Origin of the sequence: Mycolicibacterium iranicum, from assembly GCF_002101705.1 — a bacterium.
Lineage (GTDB): Bacteria > Actinomycetota > Actinomycetes > Mycobacteriales > Mycobacteriaceae > Mycobacterium > Mycobacterium iranicum.
In genome coordinates this window covers 18,798-38,610 of the sequence record NZ_LQPC01000067.1, presented here as the reverse complement: position 1 = coordinate 38,610, position 19,813 = coordinate 18,798, and the positions used below count along the sequence as shown (strand labels likewise).

14 protein-coding genes are annotated in these 19,813 nt (G+C 63.7%); 4 read left to right on the top strand and 10 right to left on the bottom strand.

Annotated features, from left to right (window positions below):
- Window positions 1-160 precede the first annotated feature (160 nt).
- From AWC12_RS28580 to AWC12_RS28570, 3 genes are all read left to right on the top strand, one after another.
- Entirely contained in the window at window positions 161-1,021 is an 861-nt protein-coding gene (locus AWC12_RS28580) for a class I SAM-dependent methyltransferase (protein WP_272937532.1), read from the top strand.
- 217 nt (window positions 1,022-1,238) lie between these two features.
- The gene (locus tag AWC12_RS28575) at window positions 1,239-2,603 is read left to right on the top strand and encodes a protoporphyrinogen/coproporphyrinogen oxidase (RefSeq protein WP_083080528.1); all 1,365 of its coding nucleotides are present in this window, start codon (window positions 1,239-1,241) and stop codon (window positions 2,601-2,603) included.
- 94 nt (window positions 2,604-2,697) lie between these two features.
- A complete protein-coding gene (locus AWC12_RS28570) occupies window positions 2,698-3,144 on the top strand; it encodes a hypothetical protein (RefSeq protein WP_133054286.1) in 447 nt (148 codons plus the stop codon).
- Window positions 3,145-3,360: 216 nt separating this feature from the next.
- Here the strand turns inward: AWC12_RS28570 and AWC12_RS28565 are convergent, their stop codons facing one another.
- The 3 genes from AWC12_RS28565 to AWC12_RS28555 form a co-directional block, all read right to left on the bottom strand.
- Window positions 3,361-4,314, bottom strand: a complete 954-nt coding sequence (locus AWC12_RS28565) for an AfsA-related hotdog domain-containing protein (RefSeq protein WP_165762869.1) — start codon at window positions 4,312-4,314, stop codon at window positions 3,361-3,363.
- A 90-nt stretch (window positions 4,315-4,404) separates the two neighbouring features.
- A complete protein-coding gene (fabG, locus tag AWC12_RS28560) occupies window positions 4,405-5,112 on the bottom strand; it encodes a 3-oxoacyl-ACP reductase FabG (RefSeq protein ID WP_083080525.1) in 708 nt (235 codons plus the stop codon).
- Between the two features lie 224 nt (window positions 5,113-5,336).
- The gene (locus AWC12_RS28555) at window positions 5,337-8,159 is read right to left on the bottom strand and encodes an MMPL/RND family transporter (RefSeq protein WP_234814198.1); all 2,823 of its coding nucleotides are present in this window, start codon (window positions 8,157-8,159) and stop codon (window positions 5,337-5,339) included.
- A gap of 277 nt (window positions 8,160-8,436) precedes the next feature.
- On the opposite strand from AWC12_RS28555, the gene AWC12_RS28550 reads away from it, so the two are divergent.
- Entirely contained in the window at window positions 8,437-9,324 is an 888-nt protein-coding gene (locus AWC12_RS28550; protein WP_207570053.1) for a MaoC/PaaZ C-terminal domain-containing protein, read from the top strand.
- A 102-nt stretch (window positions 9,325-9,426) separates the two neighbouring features.
- On the opposite strand, the gene AWC12_RS28545 is transcribed toward AWC12_RS28550, so the two are convergent.
- From AWC12_RS28545 to AWC12_RS28515, 7 genes are all read right to left on the bottom strand, one after another.
- Window positions 9,427-9,990, bottom strand: coding sequence for a PadR family transcriptional regulator (locus AWC12_RS28545; RefSeq protein ID WP_083080524.1), 564 nt, complete (start codon window positions 9,988-9,990; stop codon window positions 9,427-9,429).
- Window positions 9,991-10,110: 120 nt separating this feature from the next.
- Window positions 10,111-11,781, bottom strand: coding sequence for an MFS transporter (locus tag AWC12_RS28540; protein ID WP_083080523.1), 1,671 nt, complete (start codon window positions 11,779-11,781; stop codon window positions 10,111-10,113).
- Window positions 11,782-11,820: 39 nt separating this feature from the next.
- Window positions 11,821-13,182 carry a cation:proton antiporter gene (locus AWC12_RS28535; protein ID WP_083080522.1) on the bottom strand — a complete coding sequence of 454 codons (1,362 nt, stop codon included), beginning with the start codon at window positions 13,180-13,182 and terminating at the stop codon, window positions 11,821-11,823.
- 1,118 nt (window positions 13,183-14,300) lie between these two features.
- Window positions 14,301-14,645 (bottom strand): sensor domain-containing protein, encoded by a 345-nt coding sequence (locus tag AWC12_RS28530; protein ID WP_133054285.1) that lies wholly within the window; start codon window positions 14,643-14,645, stop codon window positions 14,301-14,303.
- 335 nt (window positions 14,646-14,980) lie between these two features.
- Window positions 14,981-17,314 (bottom strand): thiamine pyrophosphate-binding protein, encoded by a 2,334-nt coding sequence (locus AWC12_RS28525; protein WP_024449177.1) that lies wholly within the window; start codon window positions 17,312-17,314, stop codon window positions 14,981-14,983.
- The gene (locus AWC12_RS28520; RefSeq protein WP_085178253.1) at window positions 17,311-19,110 is read right to left on the bottom strand and encodes an FAD-dependent monooxygenase; all 1,800 of its coding nucleotides are present in this window, start codon (window positions 19,108-19,110) and stop codon (window positions 17,311-17,313) included. The genes AWC12_RS28525 and AWC12_RS28520 overlap by 4 nt, the downstream gene beginning before the upstream one ends.
- Before the next feature lie 3 nt (window positions 19,111-19,113).
- Window positions 19,114-19,803 (bottom strand): VOC family protein, encoded by a 690-nt coding sequence (locus AWC12_RS28515; RefSeq protein WP_024449179.1) that lies wholly within the window; start codon window positions 19,801-19,803, stop codon window positions 19,114-19,116.
- Between the last annotated feature and the right edge of the window lie 10 nt (window positions 19,804-19,813).

The window sequence follows — 19,813 nt, the reverse complement described above, 5'->3', positions numbered from 1 at the left end:
TCGGCCTGAGCAACTCCTTCGGATTCGGCGGACACAACAACGTTCTCGTCGTCGCCGCCGGAAGCGGCCCCGAAGCCGCCTAACAACCATCCCCACGGTCAGCGACCAACTCCACGGATCGCCAGCGTCGCCGCCTAGGGTTCGACAAGGAAGGCAGCTTGTGCCCGAGTCCCCGATCTCGAATGTTTCCGACACGGCTAGGTGGATGGCGGTATATCGAGCTGCAGAGTCCGCCCGTCACGACGCGCTGTTCAAAGACCCGCTCGCTGAACGCCTCGCCGGTGAACATGGTCGCGCCATCGCCGCGGTTGCGCCCCGGATGGCACGCAACGGCTGGTGGTGGGTAACCCGCACTATCCTGATAGATCGCCTCGTCGCCGAAGCCGTCGGCGGAGGCTGCGACCGGGTGGTCAACCTCGCGGCTGGGTTCGACACTCGCCCCTACCGGCTTGATCTGCCCAGCGGGATCGACTGGATCGAAGCTGACACCCCTGAGCTCATAGCCGAGAAAGAGCGGCTGTTGGCCGACGAAACACCCCGGTGTCGAATGTCTTCGGTAGGTGTCGACCTTGCCGACACAGCCAGCCGTCGCGCTTTCTTGAACGACGCGCTCGGCGGCGCCCGCAACGCCTTGGTGATCACCGAAGGGCTCATTCTCTATCTCGATGCGGGCCAGGTGCGCGGTCTCGCGCAGGATCTGCACCGTGACGAGATTCGCTCGTGGATCACCGATCTGCTCAGTCCGTTCATCGTGCGGCACATGATGCGAAAGATGCCGAGTTTGGACAGGGCGCCGATGAAGTTCGGGCCGGCAGAAGGCGTCGCATTCTTCGAGCGAGAGGATTGGTCCGTCGAGGAAGTGCGATCAATATTCAAAGAAGCCGGACGACGGAATCGGCTGCCGTTCATGCTCCTCCCGTTCGGATACCTTCCCGACCCCAATCCGCGTAAGCTTTCCCGCATTCCGTGGTCGGGAGTCGTCCAACTTGCACCGCGCGCGTCCCGACAGGCCGGCGAGTGAGCCAGTACCACCACCGATGCCGCGTCACGGCGTTTGATTCGGCTGAGCGGAGTGCTACGCAGATCTTCGTGCACAGCAGAGACTGCGCAGCCACCGCGACCCTTGGTCAGACTCATGGGCCTATCGCCGGATTCATTCAATCGCCGACTGGCCCCGTGTTTCCTGCGTTTGGTGCAATTCGAGGACGCCACTACGTGACAGCGCTAGGCTCGGTTCAGTGAAGCTGTCAGACGACCACGATCGTGTCGCTGTCATCGGCGGCGGTATGGCAGGAATCGCCACCGCCTACTTTCTCCAGCGAGCGGGTCTACGCCCTGAAGTATTCGAGGCCCAACCCGCTCTCGGGGGGCGCTGCGCAGTCACCACACTTGATGGTCGTGAAATCACCTACGGCGGCAAGAACATCGGCAAGACCTATCGAATGTTCCGCGAGTTCACCGAAGCAATGGGCGACCATCCTTACGAATACTTCGGCATCAACTCATCGCGAGTCGAGAACGGCACGTTACGTACGTTCGACAGCAGCCGCAAGCTGCGGGGCTTCGCCGATGTCATCGCCCGAGCTCCCAAGCGCGATATCATGCGCTTCGGGAGAATTGTTGCGGCAGTGCGTCTTAACGAGTCACGTCGGTACCTTGGCTCTCGCTACGCTGAGCGCAGGACGCGGCGGGGTGACCGCGTACTCACTGAACGGTTCGGCGCCCAGTTCTGCGACGCCACGCTGCGCTCTTTGACCATTCGTCCCAATGGAGCGGAGCCCGATGAGCTCTACGTCGGAACGCTCAATGCAAATGTCGGTATGGTCCTCGACTCTTACGACCAGCTTAGCAACGGATTCGGGCCCGTTCTCGAATCGTTCGCCGCCACCCACGACGTACATCTTGAGACGCGCGTCCTGAGTCTGCTTGTCGAAGACGATCGCATCACGGGCATTCGCACACAGACACGCGGCCAACCACCTGAGGACCGGCGCTACGGTGCTGTTGTAATCGCCACTCCCGCCTTCGTTGCCGCTGAGCTCATACGTCCCCACCGGCCGACCCTTGCCGAATGGCTGGACGACGTCCGTTACTTCCCCGGTGCGGTGGTCGTTGCCCACTATGCGCGTGACATCTTCACCGAGCAGGTGCGTGCGCTGGTCTTCGGGAAGGAAGAGCCGGTGAGCAACGCCGGTGTGTACGGCGTGAATGATCGTGATTTCGTGCGCTACACGTTCAGCGGACGCACGGCTCGCCGCCTGCTGGCCCGAGGTGCCGACGGCGAAGAACTGCTCACACAAGGCGAAGCTTGCCTTGACCGCTACATACCTGTGAGCGCCGAAGACCGTCTTGGTTATGTGTCTCGACGTTGGGACCACGCGTACTGCGCTCACCTCAGCGACCATCCGGCGTTTCTCCGAACCGTCGATGAACACGTCGGAAGCCTCCCAGGCCTGTTGCTGGCAGGCGACTACCTGCGCGGTGTCTCGATCGAGTCGTGCTTCAGATCCGGCTACGACGCCGCTCAGCGATTGATACCCACCCCGCCAGGAGCTGACGTCAGCACCAATAGGCGAAGGACGCTAGGGGCGGCGGCCAAGTGATGAGGAACTACCGATCGATGGTGCGACCAGCAGCGAGAGTCGGTGCTGAGGAAGCGGCGGCGAACCAGCCGTCACAATCACACGGAGGACGAACATGGTAGCGAAAACCCCTGTATGGCAACGAGTGGCTTCCGGCGTCGGCGGAGCGTTGGTCATCGCATCCCTTTTCCTGCCGTGGGCCGCTGTCGACGGCGCGCACCTGAACGGCTGGGACTTCAATACCGTCGCGGCCCTGTATTTCCTCATCTGCGGTGCCTTCGGCATCCTGACGGCGGTCACAGGCGGCCAGTACGGCTTCATGCGTCCCGATGTGTCGATCATCGGCGGAACCGACCTCCTCAACGTCATCTCGATGCTGCTCTTCGTGTGGCTGCTCTTCAATTTCCCGGAGAACGCCACCCGGGAATACGGCGTGTATGCCGCGCTGATCTTCACTGCGATCGCGGCGTTCCCGATCGCGGATTATCGCCCGCTGCGCGGAGCGCCGTGGTTCCCGCCCGTGAAGACCGGCGAAGCGGCGAGCGCCGGTACCTCGTCCTGAGTGCTCGCCGGCTCTCTGGAAATCGTCAGCACTGATGATGAGTTTGCACGACTAAGTAATCCTGGAAGTCCCGGTAGCACGGCGGTAACCTCGGTGGGCCCAGCGCGCCTATGGGCCCACCGAGCGCCTTTGACCTCAAACCGGGCGGGTAGTCACGTCAAGACGTCTCCGAACGGTCGCGCTGAGCGACCATACGAGTCATGCAATCCGTTCCAGTCAATCAAGTGCGATGACGGTCAATGCGCTTTCCGCCGCGATAGTGCCGCTTTGACCGATGGTCAACGTGACGGTGAGTTCTCCGCCGTCAGGCGAGCGGCGAAGCGCGCCAACTTTAGCGGTCACGGCCGTCGGTGCGTCGAGCTCCAGAAAGCTACTGAACTCAATGTCTACCTTGGCGATGTACACCTTTTCCGAGTGAAGGTTGTGGTGCACGCATGCTGCGCGGAGCGCTTGCTGACGGATGGCCTCAATAAGAAGCGGGCCAGGGACATGGTCCTGAGGATGGTCGAAGAAGACCCTGTGATCTGGTCGGATCACGAGTCCGGCTGTATAGGTATCAGGAGTGTCGCCGCTCGCGAACGCGCCGATGACGACATTGCGTACGTCGCGTCTTCCGACCATCACAGGATCGAGCGGCTCGACCGAGACGGGGTCCGGCGACTCCGTCGTTCGGTCTGCCGCCCCCTCGGGGTCGCGCATCATGTCTCGCATGGCGCCGTAGCTGTCGGGCGGCAGCAGCTGGCAGAACCCGTAGCCGCTGCCTACGTATGCTCCGTTGGCGTACATCTGTCCGAAAGCCTCGAAGGACGTCAGCCGGTTGCGGCGCAGACGCAAGTTCCGAACGCTGTAGTGGACAAGGAGATCGGTCGGCGTGTCCCCGATGCGCATGGTTTCGACGTCTTCGCGTTCGTTCTTGCCGGAGACCTTCCGGAAGATGTAATGGGTTCCCGGCGGGACGTCGTGGAAGCAATGACCAGTGAGAAGACCTGACTGGCGCATCACCTCACCGAGCGCCGTGAAATCGTAGTACGGCAAGCAGACGTCGCTGAAGTAGCTGTGGCATCGTGGCAGCTGCGCCGCCACCAGATACTCATTGGGCCCGAGTTGCTTGTAGTCGCAGAGCAGAACTTCCTCGATTGCTCGCTTATGGACCAGACCGCGCGGCACCATTTGGTCGAATGTGAGCCCGGCGTCTCTTACGACGTCCGACAGCGACGAGGATGACGTCATGGAACAAGATTTTAACACCGGGGCGAGCGGTTAGGTGCTCAATCCTCCGTCCACGGGCAGCACTGCACCGGTGACGTAACTCGCCTCCTCCGACGCCAAAAACCTTACACAGGCAGCCACCTCGCGCGGCAGGCCGACGCGACGAGCAGGGATGCGATCCAGCCGGTCTCCAGGGACCTCAGCAGTCATGTCGGTCTCGATCCAGCCTGGGGCGACCGCATTGACGGTGACTCCGCGGCGAGCGACCTCGAGCGCAACTGCTTTCGTCCAGGCGATGAGACCGCCCTTCGCAGCCGCGTAGTTACCCTGGCCGGGGCGTCCGCGTAGGCCGGCGACGGACGCAATGTTGATGACTCGACCGAACCGGGCCCGGCGCATGTCGGCGAGAACGGCACGTGTGATGCGAAACGCTGCACCCAGATTGGTGTCCACCACAGCGTCCCAGTCGTCATCCTCCAAGTGGATAGTGAGGCGATCGCGGGCGATGCCCGCATTGTTGACCAGTACGAGGATGGGTACGCCGAATTCGGCGACGATCGCGTCGTTCAATATCGACGGCGCTTGCCGGTCGGCGATGTCCGCGGCGAATGCCGCTGCGCGACCTCCCTCGCGCGCAATTTCCTCGACAACTGACTGCGCTGCGCGTTCGTTGCTGTGGTAGTTGACGGCGACGGGCCATCCGTCGCGTGCGAGCTGTCGCGCGGTTTCGGCCCCGATGCCTCTTGAAGCGCCGGTCACCAGCGCGCACCCTGGTGGTCGAATTACTGGCTTGGTCAACTGCGATCCTCCGTTCGTCTTAGGTGCATCGCACACTCATCGTTGCCGAATGCGCTCACCGTTCAGTCAGCCCGCCACGGCTGAGGATCGGACTGAAGGCGCCAGCGCGGGGTTTTGGGTCGTGGGTGCAGCGGGCGGTTGTCTGCTGCCGCCGCATTGAAGTCGTTGACGCGCAATGAGATCGATCACGTGGGTGGTTGTGTGGTTGCAAGCTTCCGGCGGAAGGACCAGCCAGTGCGCGGTGCGGTGACCCGGTTAGGCCACCAGAACCAACGGCCCAGCAACGCTACGATCGACGGCATCAGAACCGTGCGGATGATCAGCGTGTCCAGGAGAAGTCCGATACCGATTGTGGAACCCATCTGGGCGATACTTTGGACGGTGCTGCCCAGCATCGCGAACATGGTGATGCCGAAGATGATTCCGGCGGTGGTGACCACTCCGCCCGTGCCGGCGAAGGCACGAATCAGCCCGGTATTGATACCGGCCCAGGCCTCCTCGCGTATGCGTATCGCCAGCAGCAGATTGTAATCGGTGCCCACAGCCACCAGGGCGATGAAGGCGATCGGCGCGACGATCCAGTGCAGTGGTTGACCCAGCACGTGTTGCCAGATCAGCACGCTGACCCCGAGCGTGGATCCGTAGGAGACGATCACGGTGCCCACCACCACCACAGCAGCGACTGGACTGCGCAGCATCACGGCGACAATGAGGAAGATCAAGACGACGGTCACGACCGCCAGCAGGATGACGTCGTCGCGAAGCAGCGCCTGCAGATCGTGGGTGGTCGGGCCGACTCCCACTTGCTGCACCGACAACGGAGTGAGGGTGCCTTCTTTGGTGGCCTCGTCGATCGCGGCCTGAATCTGCGCGGCATGATGCGCGCCGTCCACGCCCCACTCCTGCCCGCGGCTGAACACCAGCAGAAGAGCGGCGTGGCCGTCGGGTGAGACGAGTGCCTTGAGCGCTTCTCGGAATCGAGGGTCCTCCAATGCGCGGTTCGGCATGTAGAACCCACCTGCAGCACTGCCCTCGAAGTTCAGGTCGATCTCGTTGAGGTAGTCGGTGAGTTGGCGCATCTGCGGCGATATGGCGCCGATCGCGCCGCGTAGCCCTCTGGTCGCCTCCTGCACTTGGTCCAAGGTGCCGCGCATCTGCTGCAGCGTCTGCGGCACCGCAGCCAGGGCAGAGGTGACGGTGCTCGACCCCGCTGTCAGCCGTACTGTGCCAGCCGACAAGTCGGTCGAGCTTCGAACCAAGCTGTCGACGGGGTCGACGACCTTCGCCACCAAGGAGCAGATCGGGTTCACCGCGCAGTCCGGGATGCCGTTCTTGAAGTTGCGCAATGGGTCGAGGTAACCGGAGACGACTGTGAGGTTGTCCCTCAAGCCGTCCACTCCGGCGCGCATGCCGTCTGCGGCCGAACCGATCTCGCGCATGCCGTCCGCCCCGCCGGCCATCGCCCCGCCCATTTGGTCCACTGCCGCGCCGACTTGAGCCAGGGCGGCATCGAGGTCGCCGGCGACTCCGTTGAGCCGGTTCGTCAGCGAGTTAATGGCGTCATTCAGCTGGTCACCGATCATCCCGGCCTGATACGTGAGGTTCGCTTCCGCGGGGACAGTGCCCGCCGGGCGGCTGGCGGACTGCACCATGCGCACCCCGGGAATCGCCATGATCTGGCGTGTGACCCGTTCGATGGCGATCAACCCGGCCGGATTACGTAGATCGTGGTCGGCTTCAACGGTGACCACGTTAGGTAACAGTTGATTCGGCGGGAAGTGCCGGTCCATCGCCGCGTAGCCTAGGTTCGATTCGGCATCGTCGGGCGTTGCGGCTGGTTCATTCCAATTCACCTGCATACCGATCAACGGCACAGTCAGGGCGATGATCAACCCGGCGCTCACCACGAAGAGTGGACCCGGCCATCGGGCAAGCATGATGCCGACGCGCCGCCAACGTCGGGCGATGACAGCGCGTTTGGGTTCCAAGAGTCCGCGCCGACCGGCGATCTGAATAAGTGCCGGCGTCAAGGTCAGCGCGGCAAGCGCCACGATGAGAATTCCTATCGCACAGGGCAGCCCGATACTTCGAAACATGCTGATCTGCGCCAGGCCCAGGCAGGACAGCCCCGCGGCGATGGTCAGCGCGGAGGCGACGATCACCGGTGAGACAGCGCGGTACGAGGCGATCAAGGCCGCCTCGTGTTCGATGCCCTGGCGACGGCCTTCGTGATAGCGACCTATCAGGAAGATGGCGTAGTCGACACCGGCCCCTAGGATCATCGCGGCGATGAGCGCCACAGTGAACAGCGACACCTCAAGGACACCGTGATTGCCGAGCGCGGCGACTACGGCCTTCGCGACGGCCAAAGTCAGCCCGACCGCCATCAGCGGGATGGCGATAGCCACCAGCGAGCGGTAGACCACGAGTAGGAGCAGCGTGATCACTACCACGGTCGCGGCGGTGATGAGCAACATCTGGCGGTCGACGGCGGCGAACTCGTCGGCCAGCGTCGCGCCGGGACCTGTGACATATACGCGCAGACCGGCGGGCGGGCCGAGTTCGGCCGCCGCCTCCCGGATCGCGGAGACAGATGCACTGGCCTGCGCGGTGCCGAGCAGTCCTGTCAACCGCACCATCAGGTTGACCGCCCGGCGATCCTTGCTCTGCACCGCATCCGCACTCAGAGGCGCCGACCAGAGATCAGTGACCGCTTGCACGTGCTCGGTGTCGGACCGCAGCTCAGTAACCAGGGCGTCGTAGTAACGCCGGTCTGCGGGCTGCAGGGGATCCCGCCGCTCCAGTACGACGTAGACGAGGTTGTTACTCGACGGCGCGTCGAAAAGCGCGGCCGAGCGATCGGCCGCGATCACGCTCGGTGCGTCTGTGGGCATGAACGATGGTGAGCGCGCCTCGACCACTCGCTCGAGCTGCGGCACCAGGACGTTGGCCACCGCCGCGACGGCGATCCAGGCCAAGACGACGAGTCCGGCGTGGCGACGGGACAAACGCGCAAGGGGGCCCAGCAGCGTTGCGATCGCGGTGCCGGCTGCACCCCCGGCCCGCCCTCGAAGCAATGCGACTCCCCCCGTAACGGTCCTATCGCAGATAGGATCTGTTGCTGGGGATCATAACGTCTTTGCCGCTTTTCTAGGTGTGGGTTTGGATGGCAAGCTCCATGATTGAAGGGGTCGAAGCGGCGGCGCTAACGAGGCGAGCCCAGAGCCCGACCGGGATCGGCGCTCCCGAATCTACAACAGCGTAAAATCTTATTGCGAAGGGGTTTTGGTGGGCGAAGACGTAAAGCTGGACGCCCGTCGTGTCGGTCGATGGACCGATGAAGAACGACTGGTTGTCACTCGCGAGCGGATCGCGGCCTACGCGGCCGCCACCAACGACCCGATCCCCGCTCACCTGGCCGGGGAGGTGGCACCTCCGGTGTTTGCTGTTGTGCCGGTGTTCAAGACGATGATGGCGGCTGGTGTCGACGCGATACCGGCCGAGCTGTTCACGCGAGTGTTGCACAGTGCGCATGACATTCGTTTTCACCGGCCGATCCGACCCGGTGACACGTTGGCCTCGCGCGGCAGGATGATCGGCTACGAGGGCATGCGCAAGGGCCGCCGAGCTCAAAAAGGGACCCGGATGGTGATGATGCTCGAAACGCGTACGGACGCGGGTGCTCTCGTGACCGAGCAGTACGTCACGATCCTCGTGCTGGGCTTCAACGCGGGGGAGCCGGTGGGCGAGCTCGGCCCTCATCACGCTCTTGAGGAAAGCGTTCGCGACCGGCCACCCGTCGCCAGCGTCGCACAGCATGTGGATCGTGACCAGACGTTTCGGTACGCGGCGGCCTCTGGTGATCAGATGCCGATCCACCTCGACGAAAACGTGGCCATCGACGCTGGGTTGCCGGGCATCATTGTGCATGGCTTGTGCACGATGGCTTTCGCTTCCTGGGCCATCCTCACCGAGGTGTGCGGTGCGGATGTTACCCGCCTTCAGCGGATCGCCGTGCGGTTCTCCAACATGGTGCGCCCCGGTGACGACCTGGAAACCAGGCTTTGGAAGCGGACTGAGGCCGAGACGGCTACGGTGCACGACTACGTGTTCGAGACGATGCGCGGCAAGGATGTTGTTATCACCGATGGGTTGGCCGAATTGTGTCCGTGACTGATTGATCGGTACGGCCGAGCGGGCTGAAGGCCGCGTGTGTCGAAGGTCGAGCAGGCGCGGCGCGCACAGGGGACTTCCGAGGCAGTCTGAAGGGGCAGCCTATGAGGTCTTGCGGCGAGTACCGCCGCTTCGCCGAGATCTCCGGTGCCGATCGGCAATGGCCTCGGCGAGCCAACGCGCATAGTCGGCTTCCATTGACTTCATACGTAACCCGTATTCGAGCACTGCCCGACCATAGAAGTGGCTGTCACCTTCCGACCATTCGATCGAGTCCTTCAGTTTCCCCAGGCGATCGATCTCGGCATCGGCCAGTTCAGCGATGGCGCCGACATAGGCACGGGCCTGGTCAGGTGACACCTCACTGAGCAAGAAAAGCCGAAGGAGCTGCGCGCTGCGGAAGGGAGGATCGCCCAGCGGATCGGTCATCCAGCGCTCTAATTCGGCCCGCCCCGCCGGCAGGATTCGATATTCCTTACGCCCACGCGCGCCGACAGCACTCGCTTCGATCATCCCCGCGTCGGCAAGCTTGAGCAACTCGCCGTAAAGCTGGCTCTGCGTCGCCGGCCACACATTGGCCAACGATTCCTCGAACCGCTTGAGAAGGTCGTAGCCACTGCCCGACTGCTGGGATAGCAGCCCTAACACCGCGATACGCAGGCTCATGCCAGGCCGGTTCTCAGTCGGTGCCGATCAGTATCGACGCTGACCGGTGCGAGAGTGGCACCCTGTCCGTAGGGGCCCGAAGTGGTGTCCTCAACAGTTGTCGTGGCCCAGCACAGGCGTTCACTCGGTAGCCGGTTCGACACGGCGGTTCGACACCCCCAGTTCTACGTCGGTAATGCCCTCGAGGCGCATGTTTCTCGTCTCCGGCCCGAACTTCACCAGAGCTATCACCGCGAGCAGCATCGGCACCACGCCCAAGGCGGCTGTGACCCGAATTGAGGGCGAGGCGACGGCCGCTGCGGCGAGAGTCAAGACCAGCACGCCGCCCGCCTTCGTCGCACCCGCAGAAATGCCGCTGCCACGGGCACGGATAGCGGTCGGGTACACCTCAGCCGTGTAGGCGATCAGCACCGCGTTGAACGCACTGATACCCCAGATGGGAATCACGAGAAGTACATGCAGCCATACCGAATTGGTGGCGACCTGGTCGCCGAGGATCGCGAAAACCGATAAGGACGACGCCATCAGGGCGACGATCAACAGCAGCGTCTTTTTACTGCTCCAGAAGCCGTACATCAACCCTATCGGTATGCTCAGCGGAAATCCGATCATCGCCGCATCACGCAACGTCGAATTCGCATTCACGGCAGATAGACCTAGCCGCTGCAGGTTCGACGGCATCCATTGCTGGAACCCGTACTGCGTCACCCCGATACTCAGCGCCAGTAGCAATATGGCGGCAGACAGACCCAGCAAGCTCCGTACGGCGGTCTTAGTCGGATGCGACTCACCGTCACTATCCACAGCATCGGCGGTGGTGGTCGGCTCAAAGACCGCTCCGTACCGTTCCATCACTGCGCGAGCTTCTGTTTGGCGTCCCTGCTGTAGCAGATACCGGGGCGACTCGGGTATCCACCGGTTCAACAGCAGCAGGACAAGGCCCGTCGGAAGGCTGATAAGCCATAGAAGCCGCCACCCGAAGTGTTCCGGTGAGGCCCATGTCGCCGCCAACCAACTCACGATGATGTATGCGCCGGCGATATCGCTGCCGACGAGGACCAGCATCCATCCGCGGTGTTTCCTCGGCATCGTCTCGGACAGTAAAGCGAAGGCGATGGGGAGCATGCCGCCCGCGCCGAGGCCCATCACAAAACACGTGAGGAGATTCATCCAGTACTCGGGCATCGTGCCGCAGGTGGAGGTGGCGATGAAGATGATGGCGGCGAGGAGAATCGACGCACGCCGCCCTATCCGGTCGCCCATCCAGCCCCAGATGAACGATCCGATCATAGTGCCGGCGATTCCCGAGAGGGGATACCACCCGATAGACAACGCATCCGCGGTCGGATTCAGCGGCCCGCGAAGCCCATACTCTGCGGCAGCACCGGGAGCCACAAAAGCCAGAGACACCGGCTTCATCACATCGATCGTGACGGCGGCCCCGACGACGATCAGAAGAGCGATATGAGCTCTTCGCAACGGCGCGCCGTCGAGGGGGCCGACGCCACGGATCGGTGCGGGTCGTCTTCTGATCGTGTCAGTCGGGAACAAGCCATATGCCGTCACCGCTACCCCGAGGAACAGCAGAGCCATCCCGATACTCATATTGAGGCTCACGGGCATCCCTGCCATGTGATAGCCCATATCGCGAGTCGCGTAGAAGTCAGGGAGTTGGAGCAGAACACCGATGGTTGTCGTAGCGACGCCGAACCAGAAGGCTCGTGGATGCGCATAAGAGATACCGGCCACGGGCCTGGCCGAGAATCGGCCTTGTACAGGCACATTGCTCATGGAGGACTCCCAGCCATCCGCGGCGCGAGCGTGCTCGGCTTAAGGGGCGGTCGCCGACGACGGACTTGATAGGCCATGATGTGGCTCCTCACCCGTGGGTCCGAAGACCAATCCGGATCTCTTGAGCCGGCGTTCGAAGAGACGCTGCAGCGGACCGGCGACGAACGTGGTGATGATCGTCATGATGGCGAGGATCGTGTAGAGCTTGCCTGTGATCAAACCCGCTTCGAGACCGATGTTCAGCAAGATCAGTTCCATCAGGCCACGCGCATTGGCGAGCGCTCCCATCGCGCCGGCCTCGTTCCAACTCATTCCTTGCCAACGGGCAGTGAGCCCCACGGCTGCGAACTTGCCGGCGAAGGACACCACTAGCACGACTGCGGCCATAAGCAGAGTGGGCCCATCGAGCAGAAGTGAGAGCTCAGTGTTCAAACCCGAATAGATGAAGAACGCCGGAACCAACAGGTAGGCCACCAGCGGCTCGAAACGCTCACGGATCGCATCGAGTAGCGCACCGCGTGGCATTACGGCACCGGCGACGAACGCGCCGAAAACCGAGTATATGCCGACCAAGTCCGTAAACCAGCTCGCCGTCAGCACAACCAAGAGAATGATGCACAGGTGCGCGATCGGCACTCCGCCGGTCCGCTCGACGTCATTACGGCTGGGAGTCCACGTATTCAGCCGTGCGAGTAGCGGCCGGCCAATGTAAATCATCAAGAGCAGATAGGTCAGACCGCCACCCAACGCCAGGATGGCTCCGAGCGCGCTCCCTTTCGTCGTGGCGACGACCGTGGCAAGCAGTACCCAGGCACAGGCATCGTCGACCGCGGCGCATGACAGTGACATGGTTCCGAGCCGGGTGTTGAGTAGGCCGGAGTCGTAGATGATCCACGCCAGCATGGGAAAAGCTGTGATCGCAACAGCGGCTGCAACGAACAGACCACCCTGCCAGGGCACGACGTCGCCGGTGAAGTAGCCGCCGAGACTGACCAGCCACCACCCGGTGAGACCACCCAGGACTAACGGAATCCCCACACCGGCAGCCGAGGTAGCACCAGCCTGCCGCATATGGGCGCTGAGGATCTCCAGCTTGAAAGAGGCCCCGACCAGAAACATATAGAGCACGAGACCCAATTGGCCGACAACGTAGATGGCGGTGAGGTTGGGATGTGTAAATGTCTCGGCGCCAACCGTTATTTTCGTGGGAAACAGCCACTGCTGCGCGGAAGGCCACACCCAGCCCAATACCGAAGGGCCAAGAAGGAAGCCGGCCACCATGATTGCCACTACCTGCACCTGGCCCAGTCGACGGAACAGGGGCCAAAGCAATCGGAACGTTACAAGTATGAAGGCGATCTGGAGGAAGAAGTGGGTCGTGATCTCGAGCAGTGTGGGCATGTGGTTTCCGATCGGAAAATGGACACTATGCTGCGGGTCTTCAACTCAGTGGCGCCAGTCGTCGTGACCCTGGCTGGGCAGTACGGACGCCTTCCATCGGGCGGGCCCTTAAGGCGGGACGTGACATCACAAACACTCGGGTGACTGGGGTCGAGGGTGATATGCCCTTGAGGCGGCGGCGTTGAATTACTTGCCTTGCCGGTTCGAGTCGCGGCCGGGTCGAGATTGCCGTCACGCGCGTTGAGCCTTTGCCGCCATGACTCGCCCCCGTTCGACAGACATATGTGCGCCGGACCCGGCCTCCTCGGCCGCCGTCAACTCATCTGAGTTGGACGAACACTATTTGCCAGCTGCGCATTGGTCAAGGGTGCGTTCGTAGGCGGTACGTGTGCGCCACAGGCGGCGACCGCGCGGTGACCATTTACATAAGTGTAGATTTGGCGCTGGCGAACACGCCGCGGCCGGGCGTTCTGGCCTAGCGAGGATGGCGGTCAAAGTTTGCCCGGGAGCTAAGTGGCTGTCGCGGCGCATGACAGCACATGTCCAGTTTGCCTTCGCAGACGACGACGTGGACGCCGCGCACGGGCAATTTGACCAACCAGATACACCCCCCGATGGTTGAGGCCGACGGAACGCGGCCGCGCCGCCGGTGTGGCCGTCAGCTTGCACAGACTGCTCGGTCTGGGGACATCGGTCGGAACGTGCGTGCCGCGGAAGGCGGCTCGGTGATGCTCGTGCCGTGGTCGAGATACTAACGCGTGCCGAATGTTTGGCAGGCCCGCGTCGGCGATGTGACCTCGGGGAGATGCTGAGGCCTGTTTTGCAAGTGCTGCGTGCACCTCGCGTGCGTGTCAGCGGGGAAGTCCGATCATCGACACAAGGCGTCCGGCCACCATTGCCAGGCATTTCCCACCGAACCGAGCGGGGGTGCCCCTTCGATGGGGATCAGAGATCGCCTTTCCGGCGAGAGACGGCCTATGCCGCCACACGCGCCGACGACACAGCCGGACACGAAGTGGCGCGGCGCATAGACCGGGCCGTACGAACTGCAAGTGTCGTTGCAGCGGAGGCTTCATCGCCCGTGCCGGTGAGTCGAAAGTGGGCTTGGCTGAGCAGGGTTAGCGCGGAAGCTTGGCGCTGATCCGGTCGACGAGCTGGTTGGCGGCCGCGGCGGAATCAGTGTCACCGCACACGATGGATTCCACGGTCACATTGGCGCGGGCGAGCGCCGCGTGATAACAGCTACGAGCGGGTGGCTCCTGGCGGGTGGCGCCAGCGCCCACCCGGGTCGCCGTGCTCAGCGGGTCGGTGGCGTCGGTGGTGACGGCGGTGGGTGTCCAATGCTGGGTGACTGTACCGCTCGTGGTCGTGAACGGTTGGCCTGCGTCGCAGTATCCGAGCATGCGGGAGAAGTCACCGACCACCGCCTTCGGCGCTGGGGTGGCCGGACGCGGATTGGGCAAAGTCCTGGCGAACCACGACAGTCCGAACGTGGTCTGCGTTTGTCTCAGATCTACTTAGTTCCGAACTACTGCTGGTGTTCCCGCCAAGGCTGGTCGCCTCGATACTGGTGAGCGATCACGACCTGGACAACCGTCCGGTTCTAGGATCCGCCACCGAGAACGGAATTTCGCATCCGCCATCTGGAGCGGAATCCGGGAGAAGCGCAGGCAGGGGAGCTGGTATCCGCCACGTGCGAGTGGAACCTACATGGCTGTAGGTTCACTCAAAGATGGCGGATCCCGCCCGTAGCTAGATGGCGCATGGTGTCGGATCCGCCGTGTGCGATGACCCGATGTCAGCAGACGTCCAGCGCTGCCCTGATGATGCTGTCGGTGTCGATGCCGTGGTGGCGGTAGACAGAGTCGAGGTCGCCTACCTGGCCGAACTCGCTGACGCCCAACGACTTACATTGCACACGGTTGATGGTGGCGAGAAAGGCAAGGGTGTGGGGATGCCCGTCGAGCACGGTGACCATCGACGCTGCCCGGTCGGGTGGGAACACCTGGTCGAGGATCGCGGATTGCCCTACCGCGAGGCCGTCGCGGGCACGGACAGCGCGGTAGAGCAGATCGGGGCTCGTCACGCAGATGACCTCAGCCTCGACACCCATCTCGGCGAGCCGGTCCGCCGCGGCCAAGGCCTCGGTGACCAACGCGCCCATCGTCACGATGCACACCGCGGGCTTGGCGGCCGGCCGCAAGGTGTACGCGCCGGCGAGCACGTGTCGTCGACGTCGCTCCCGGGCTGCCGGATCCGTGGGGATGGCGGCCAGTTCCTGGCGAACGGGTCGAGTTGACAGTCGCAGGTAGGACGACGTCCCACCGGGCTTTCCCAGTCGGCTGAGGCACTCGAGCAGAATCCACTCGACCTCCGCGGCGAACGCCGGCTCATAACTGACGCAGCCCGGTTGCTCTAGTCCGATGGACGGGGTCGTGATCGACTGGTGCGCGCCCCCTTCCGCGGCAAGGGTGACCCCGGACGGTGTACCGACGAGGATGGACTGGCCTCCGGCGTAGATGCCGAAGGACCACGGTTCGAGCGCGCGTTCGACGAACGGGTCGTAGAGCACGCCGATGGGAAGGAGGGGCTGGCCCCACCGACTCCAGGTGGCGCCCAGCTCGCCCAGCAATCCGACCAGGTTCACCTCGGCGATGCCGAGCTCCATGTGCTGCCCGCTCGGATTCTCGCGCCAATGCATGATCGTGTCGGAGTCGTCGGCGAACCAGTCGGGCCGTTCCGACGGTGACCAGACGCCCACCTTGTTGAGCCACCCGGCCAGATTGGTGCTGGAGCTGACGTCCGGACTCACGGTGACGATCCGTCGCGCCACGTCGGGCGCTTCTCGCGTCAGGTCGAGTAACGTGCGCCCCAGTGCGCTCTGGGTGTTGGTCACCGCGGGCGGGTTGCGCCCGATATCGGCCGGGACCGGCGGTGGCTCTACGGCAGTGATGGGTTCTCGCCGCATCCGTTCGGAGACCCGTCGACAGAGCCGGCCGGGAGACGATTGAGGGTCGAACCGTCGGAAGGGCTGCTCGGGATCTTCACCCAGAGTCCAAGCCAGTTCGACGAATTGGTCGTCGGTCAGCAGTGACGAGTGATTCTGCGGGTGCCCCTGGGTGGGGAGGCCGAATCCCTTGATGGTGTAGGCGAGGATCACCGTGGGCCGGGTATCGTCGATCTGGTCGTAGGCGTCCAACAGCGTGGTGAGGTCGTGGCCGCCGAGATTCGCGACCGCCCGGATCAGGGTGGCGTCGTCGAGGTCGGCGATCAGCGCGGCCACTCCGGCGGACTCCGGGCCGGTGCCGGGCAACCTGGTGCGTAATTCGTCGGCCGAACAGCGCAGCAGCCGTTGGTATTCAGCGTTGGGCATGGTTACGATCCGGGTCCGCAGGTCGTCGCCGCCACTGCGGAGGAACAGCGCGTCCAGGAGTGTCCCGAATTTCACGGTGAGCACCTGCCATCCCGCGGCGGTGAACATGGCCTCCAGCCGTCCGGAGGCAATATGGGGGACGACGCGGTCGAGCGACTGGCGATTCATGTCGACGATCCAGACGATTTCGCCGAGCTCGGGCACCACCGGATCCAGCACGGCTTCCCATATCGCACCCTCGTCGAGCTCCGCGTCACCGACGAGCGAGTACTGGCGGCCGGTTCCGCTGCCGCCGAACACCGTGTCGACGTAGCGGCGTGCGAACGTGGCCCAGATCGGCGCCGTCGCACCGATGCCCACCGATCCCGTCGAGTAGTCGACCGGATCGGGGTCCTTCGTACGACTCGGATAGCTCTGCAGGCCACCGAATTCCCGCAGGCTCGTCATGTGCTGCTCGTCGAGAGTCCCGAGCAGGTAGTTGATGCTGTGCAGCACCGGAGACGCATGAGGCTTGACGGACACCCTGTCCCCGGCCCGGAGTCGTCCGAAGTACAGCGAGGTCATAATGCCCACGATCGACGCCGACGACGCCTGGTGGCCGCCGACTTTCATGCCGCTGGGGTTGGGGCGTACCCGGTTGGCGTGGTGCACCATCGCCGTCGAGAGCCACAGCACACGGGAGGCGATTGCTTCCAGGTCCGGCAGCGTCGCGGCATCGTCGGTTCGGGGCACGGGTCCGGAAGGGTGGGCGATCGTCATGATGTCACCTGTCCTCGACGCTCGGTGCAATCTTCACCATGATGCGCGCTCGCGTGGCCGTAGACATCACGCCAGGCGCGATCGATGAATGTCACGAGTCGATCGATCGACGACGGACCGGTTCGGGTCCGCCACACCACGTGGCCGTCGGGCCTCACGACGACCGCTCCGTGGTCGCCCACCTCCAACAGAGCCTCAGCACGGGGGACGCCGACGACGGCGAGCGGCACGGCGACGGGATGTTCTGCGAGGGCTTCCGTCCATTGCCGCGAGTCGGCGGTGAACAAGGTGAGTCCCGTGTGCCGGATGGCGTCGTGGGTGGACCTCTCGACGCCGTCGTGCGACGGGATGATCACGTGCGGGAGGCGCGCCCCGGGATGCGTGGTCGGGTGATACAGCCCGACGTCTCCATCGGGGCAACGGCCTTCGGACTCATCGATCAACGCACTCTGGTAGGCGTAGCCGAACTCCAGGCCACTGGCGACGAAGTGTTCCTCCTGCCCCGGGATGGCCTCGGCCATCGTCAGCCGCAACCGCGCGCTGCGGGCACCGTGCCGCAGCAGACGCCGCGTACGTGACGTCTGGGCGGCGACCAGGACATCCGCGACCCGCCCGACCACGGCGTCGGGCAACCAGTCCAGCGGCAGCTTGCCGATGATCTCCGTCGCCCGGTGCAGCGACCGATTGGTGATACCTATGGGCGCGGTGACGTGGTCGAGCGCGAAGTGGTTTTGCGTGCTCTGCGCGGCGAATCTCTCGATCACCGGCCGCCGCTCAATCTCGTAGGTGTCCAGGAGCGATTCCGGCGCGCCGTCGTACAAGACCGCGGCGAGCTTCCACGCAAGGTTGTGGGCGTCCTGCACCCCGCTGTTGAGACCGAATCCGCCGGTGTGCGGAAACCGGTGGGCTGCATCGCCGATCAGCAGGAGCGGGCCTTGGCGGAATCGATCGGCGATCTGCTGGGTCATCGTCCACGTGCCCGTCGAGCGGATCTGATAATCGGCGGAGCCGATCACGTCGGGCAGCATCGTGTCCCAGTAGCGTCGGCTGTCGCGGGCGATCGGTTGTGCGGCATGCAGATACGGTGTCATCAGGATGTAGTCGTCGTCGGCGTGCGCGATCATCACGCCGCTGAAGCGTGGGTGGTAGATCCAGCTGAGTAGCGGCCTGCTCGCACCCTCCGGGTACAGGCCGGGGGCGTGGAAGAAGACACTGCCCATGTGGGCGAGCACGGGGCCTGTCATCGTGATTCCTGCGGTATCGCGCAGGGTGCTGTTCGCGCCGTCGGCGGCGATGACGAAACGTGGCACGACCGCGTCGTCCTCGCTGCCCTGCGAGCGCAGAAGCACTCTGCTGCCAAGAATTTCAGCCCGGTAGCCGCGGCGGAAGTCGACGAGGGGCTCGTTGTCGACCGCGTCCCACAGCTTCGGCATGAGCAGATGCTGACCGATGTGCGAGATGAGATGACGACTGTGCGAGCGGACTTCCGCGAGTCGGTCCGGTTGGGAGAGCAGATCGATCTCGCCGATCGGATCGGAGCGGACGTCGGTACACCAGCGGATGATGTTGACGGTGTCGATCGGCGGTGTGATCGTGTCGAGCGAGGTGCCCAGGTCCGGGGCAGCCTGGTTCCAGATCTCCAACGTCCGGGCGTTGATGACATGCGCGGCCGGATGCAGGCGCGGGTCCTGACGCTCCTCGACGAGCATGCTGGCGATGCCATAGCGCGCCAACAGCAGTGCAATGGTCGACCCCGCAGCGCCGGCTCCAACGATCACGATCGGTCTATCAGCCATGTGTCACAGCGTCTTCCAGGTGAGAGTCCGCTTGTTGGACCGCTGCTTGGTGCCCGGGCGAGTGCCAGCCCCCCGAGCGAGAAGATGCTCGGTGTCGACGCCGGCGCGCAACTGCTCGAGAAGGTAGTCGGGATCGATGTTGGTGCCGATCGGATTGTCGTCGAATTCGCGGCTGTTGAAGTAGTCCGCGGTCTGCTGCGCGGTAGGAAAGTTCTCGGTCTGGAACTCCAGCCGGATTCCCTCCGGATCCTCGTAGTAGAGGCTGGTCGTAGGTCCGTGGTTGATGGCCCACACCGGCTTTATGCCAACGCCTTTGAGGCGTTCGTAGGTCAGCAGGAGCTTCTCGACCGAGACGAACGTGAAGGCCAAGTGGTCGATGCCGTAGGTCTTCCTGCGCCACCGCGAGAGGGGAAACGCGTAGCGCACCGGCGGCGGGAGTTTGACCAGGGCCAGCCGATGGCTCTCGTGATCCCACGTGAGGAAGGCGATCTGGCTGTCTTCGTGGACCACGCGGGCACCGAATACGTGGCCGTACCACTCGATCATCTCGGTACTGCGCGCCGTCTTGACGACCCAGTGCGCGATGAAGTCGGGTACCAGTCGATCCGGCAGATCGTCGAGATCCGGTGCCGTCGTGGTGGTGTCCTCATCGCCCTGGTCGTTCGGTTGCAGCGGATGGGGTGTGGCGCTCATGGATGCGAAT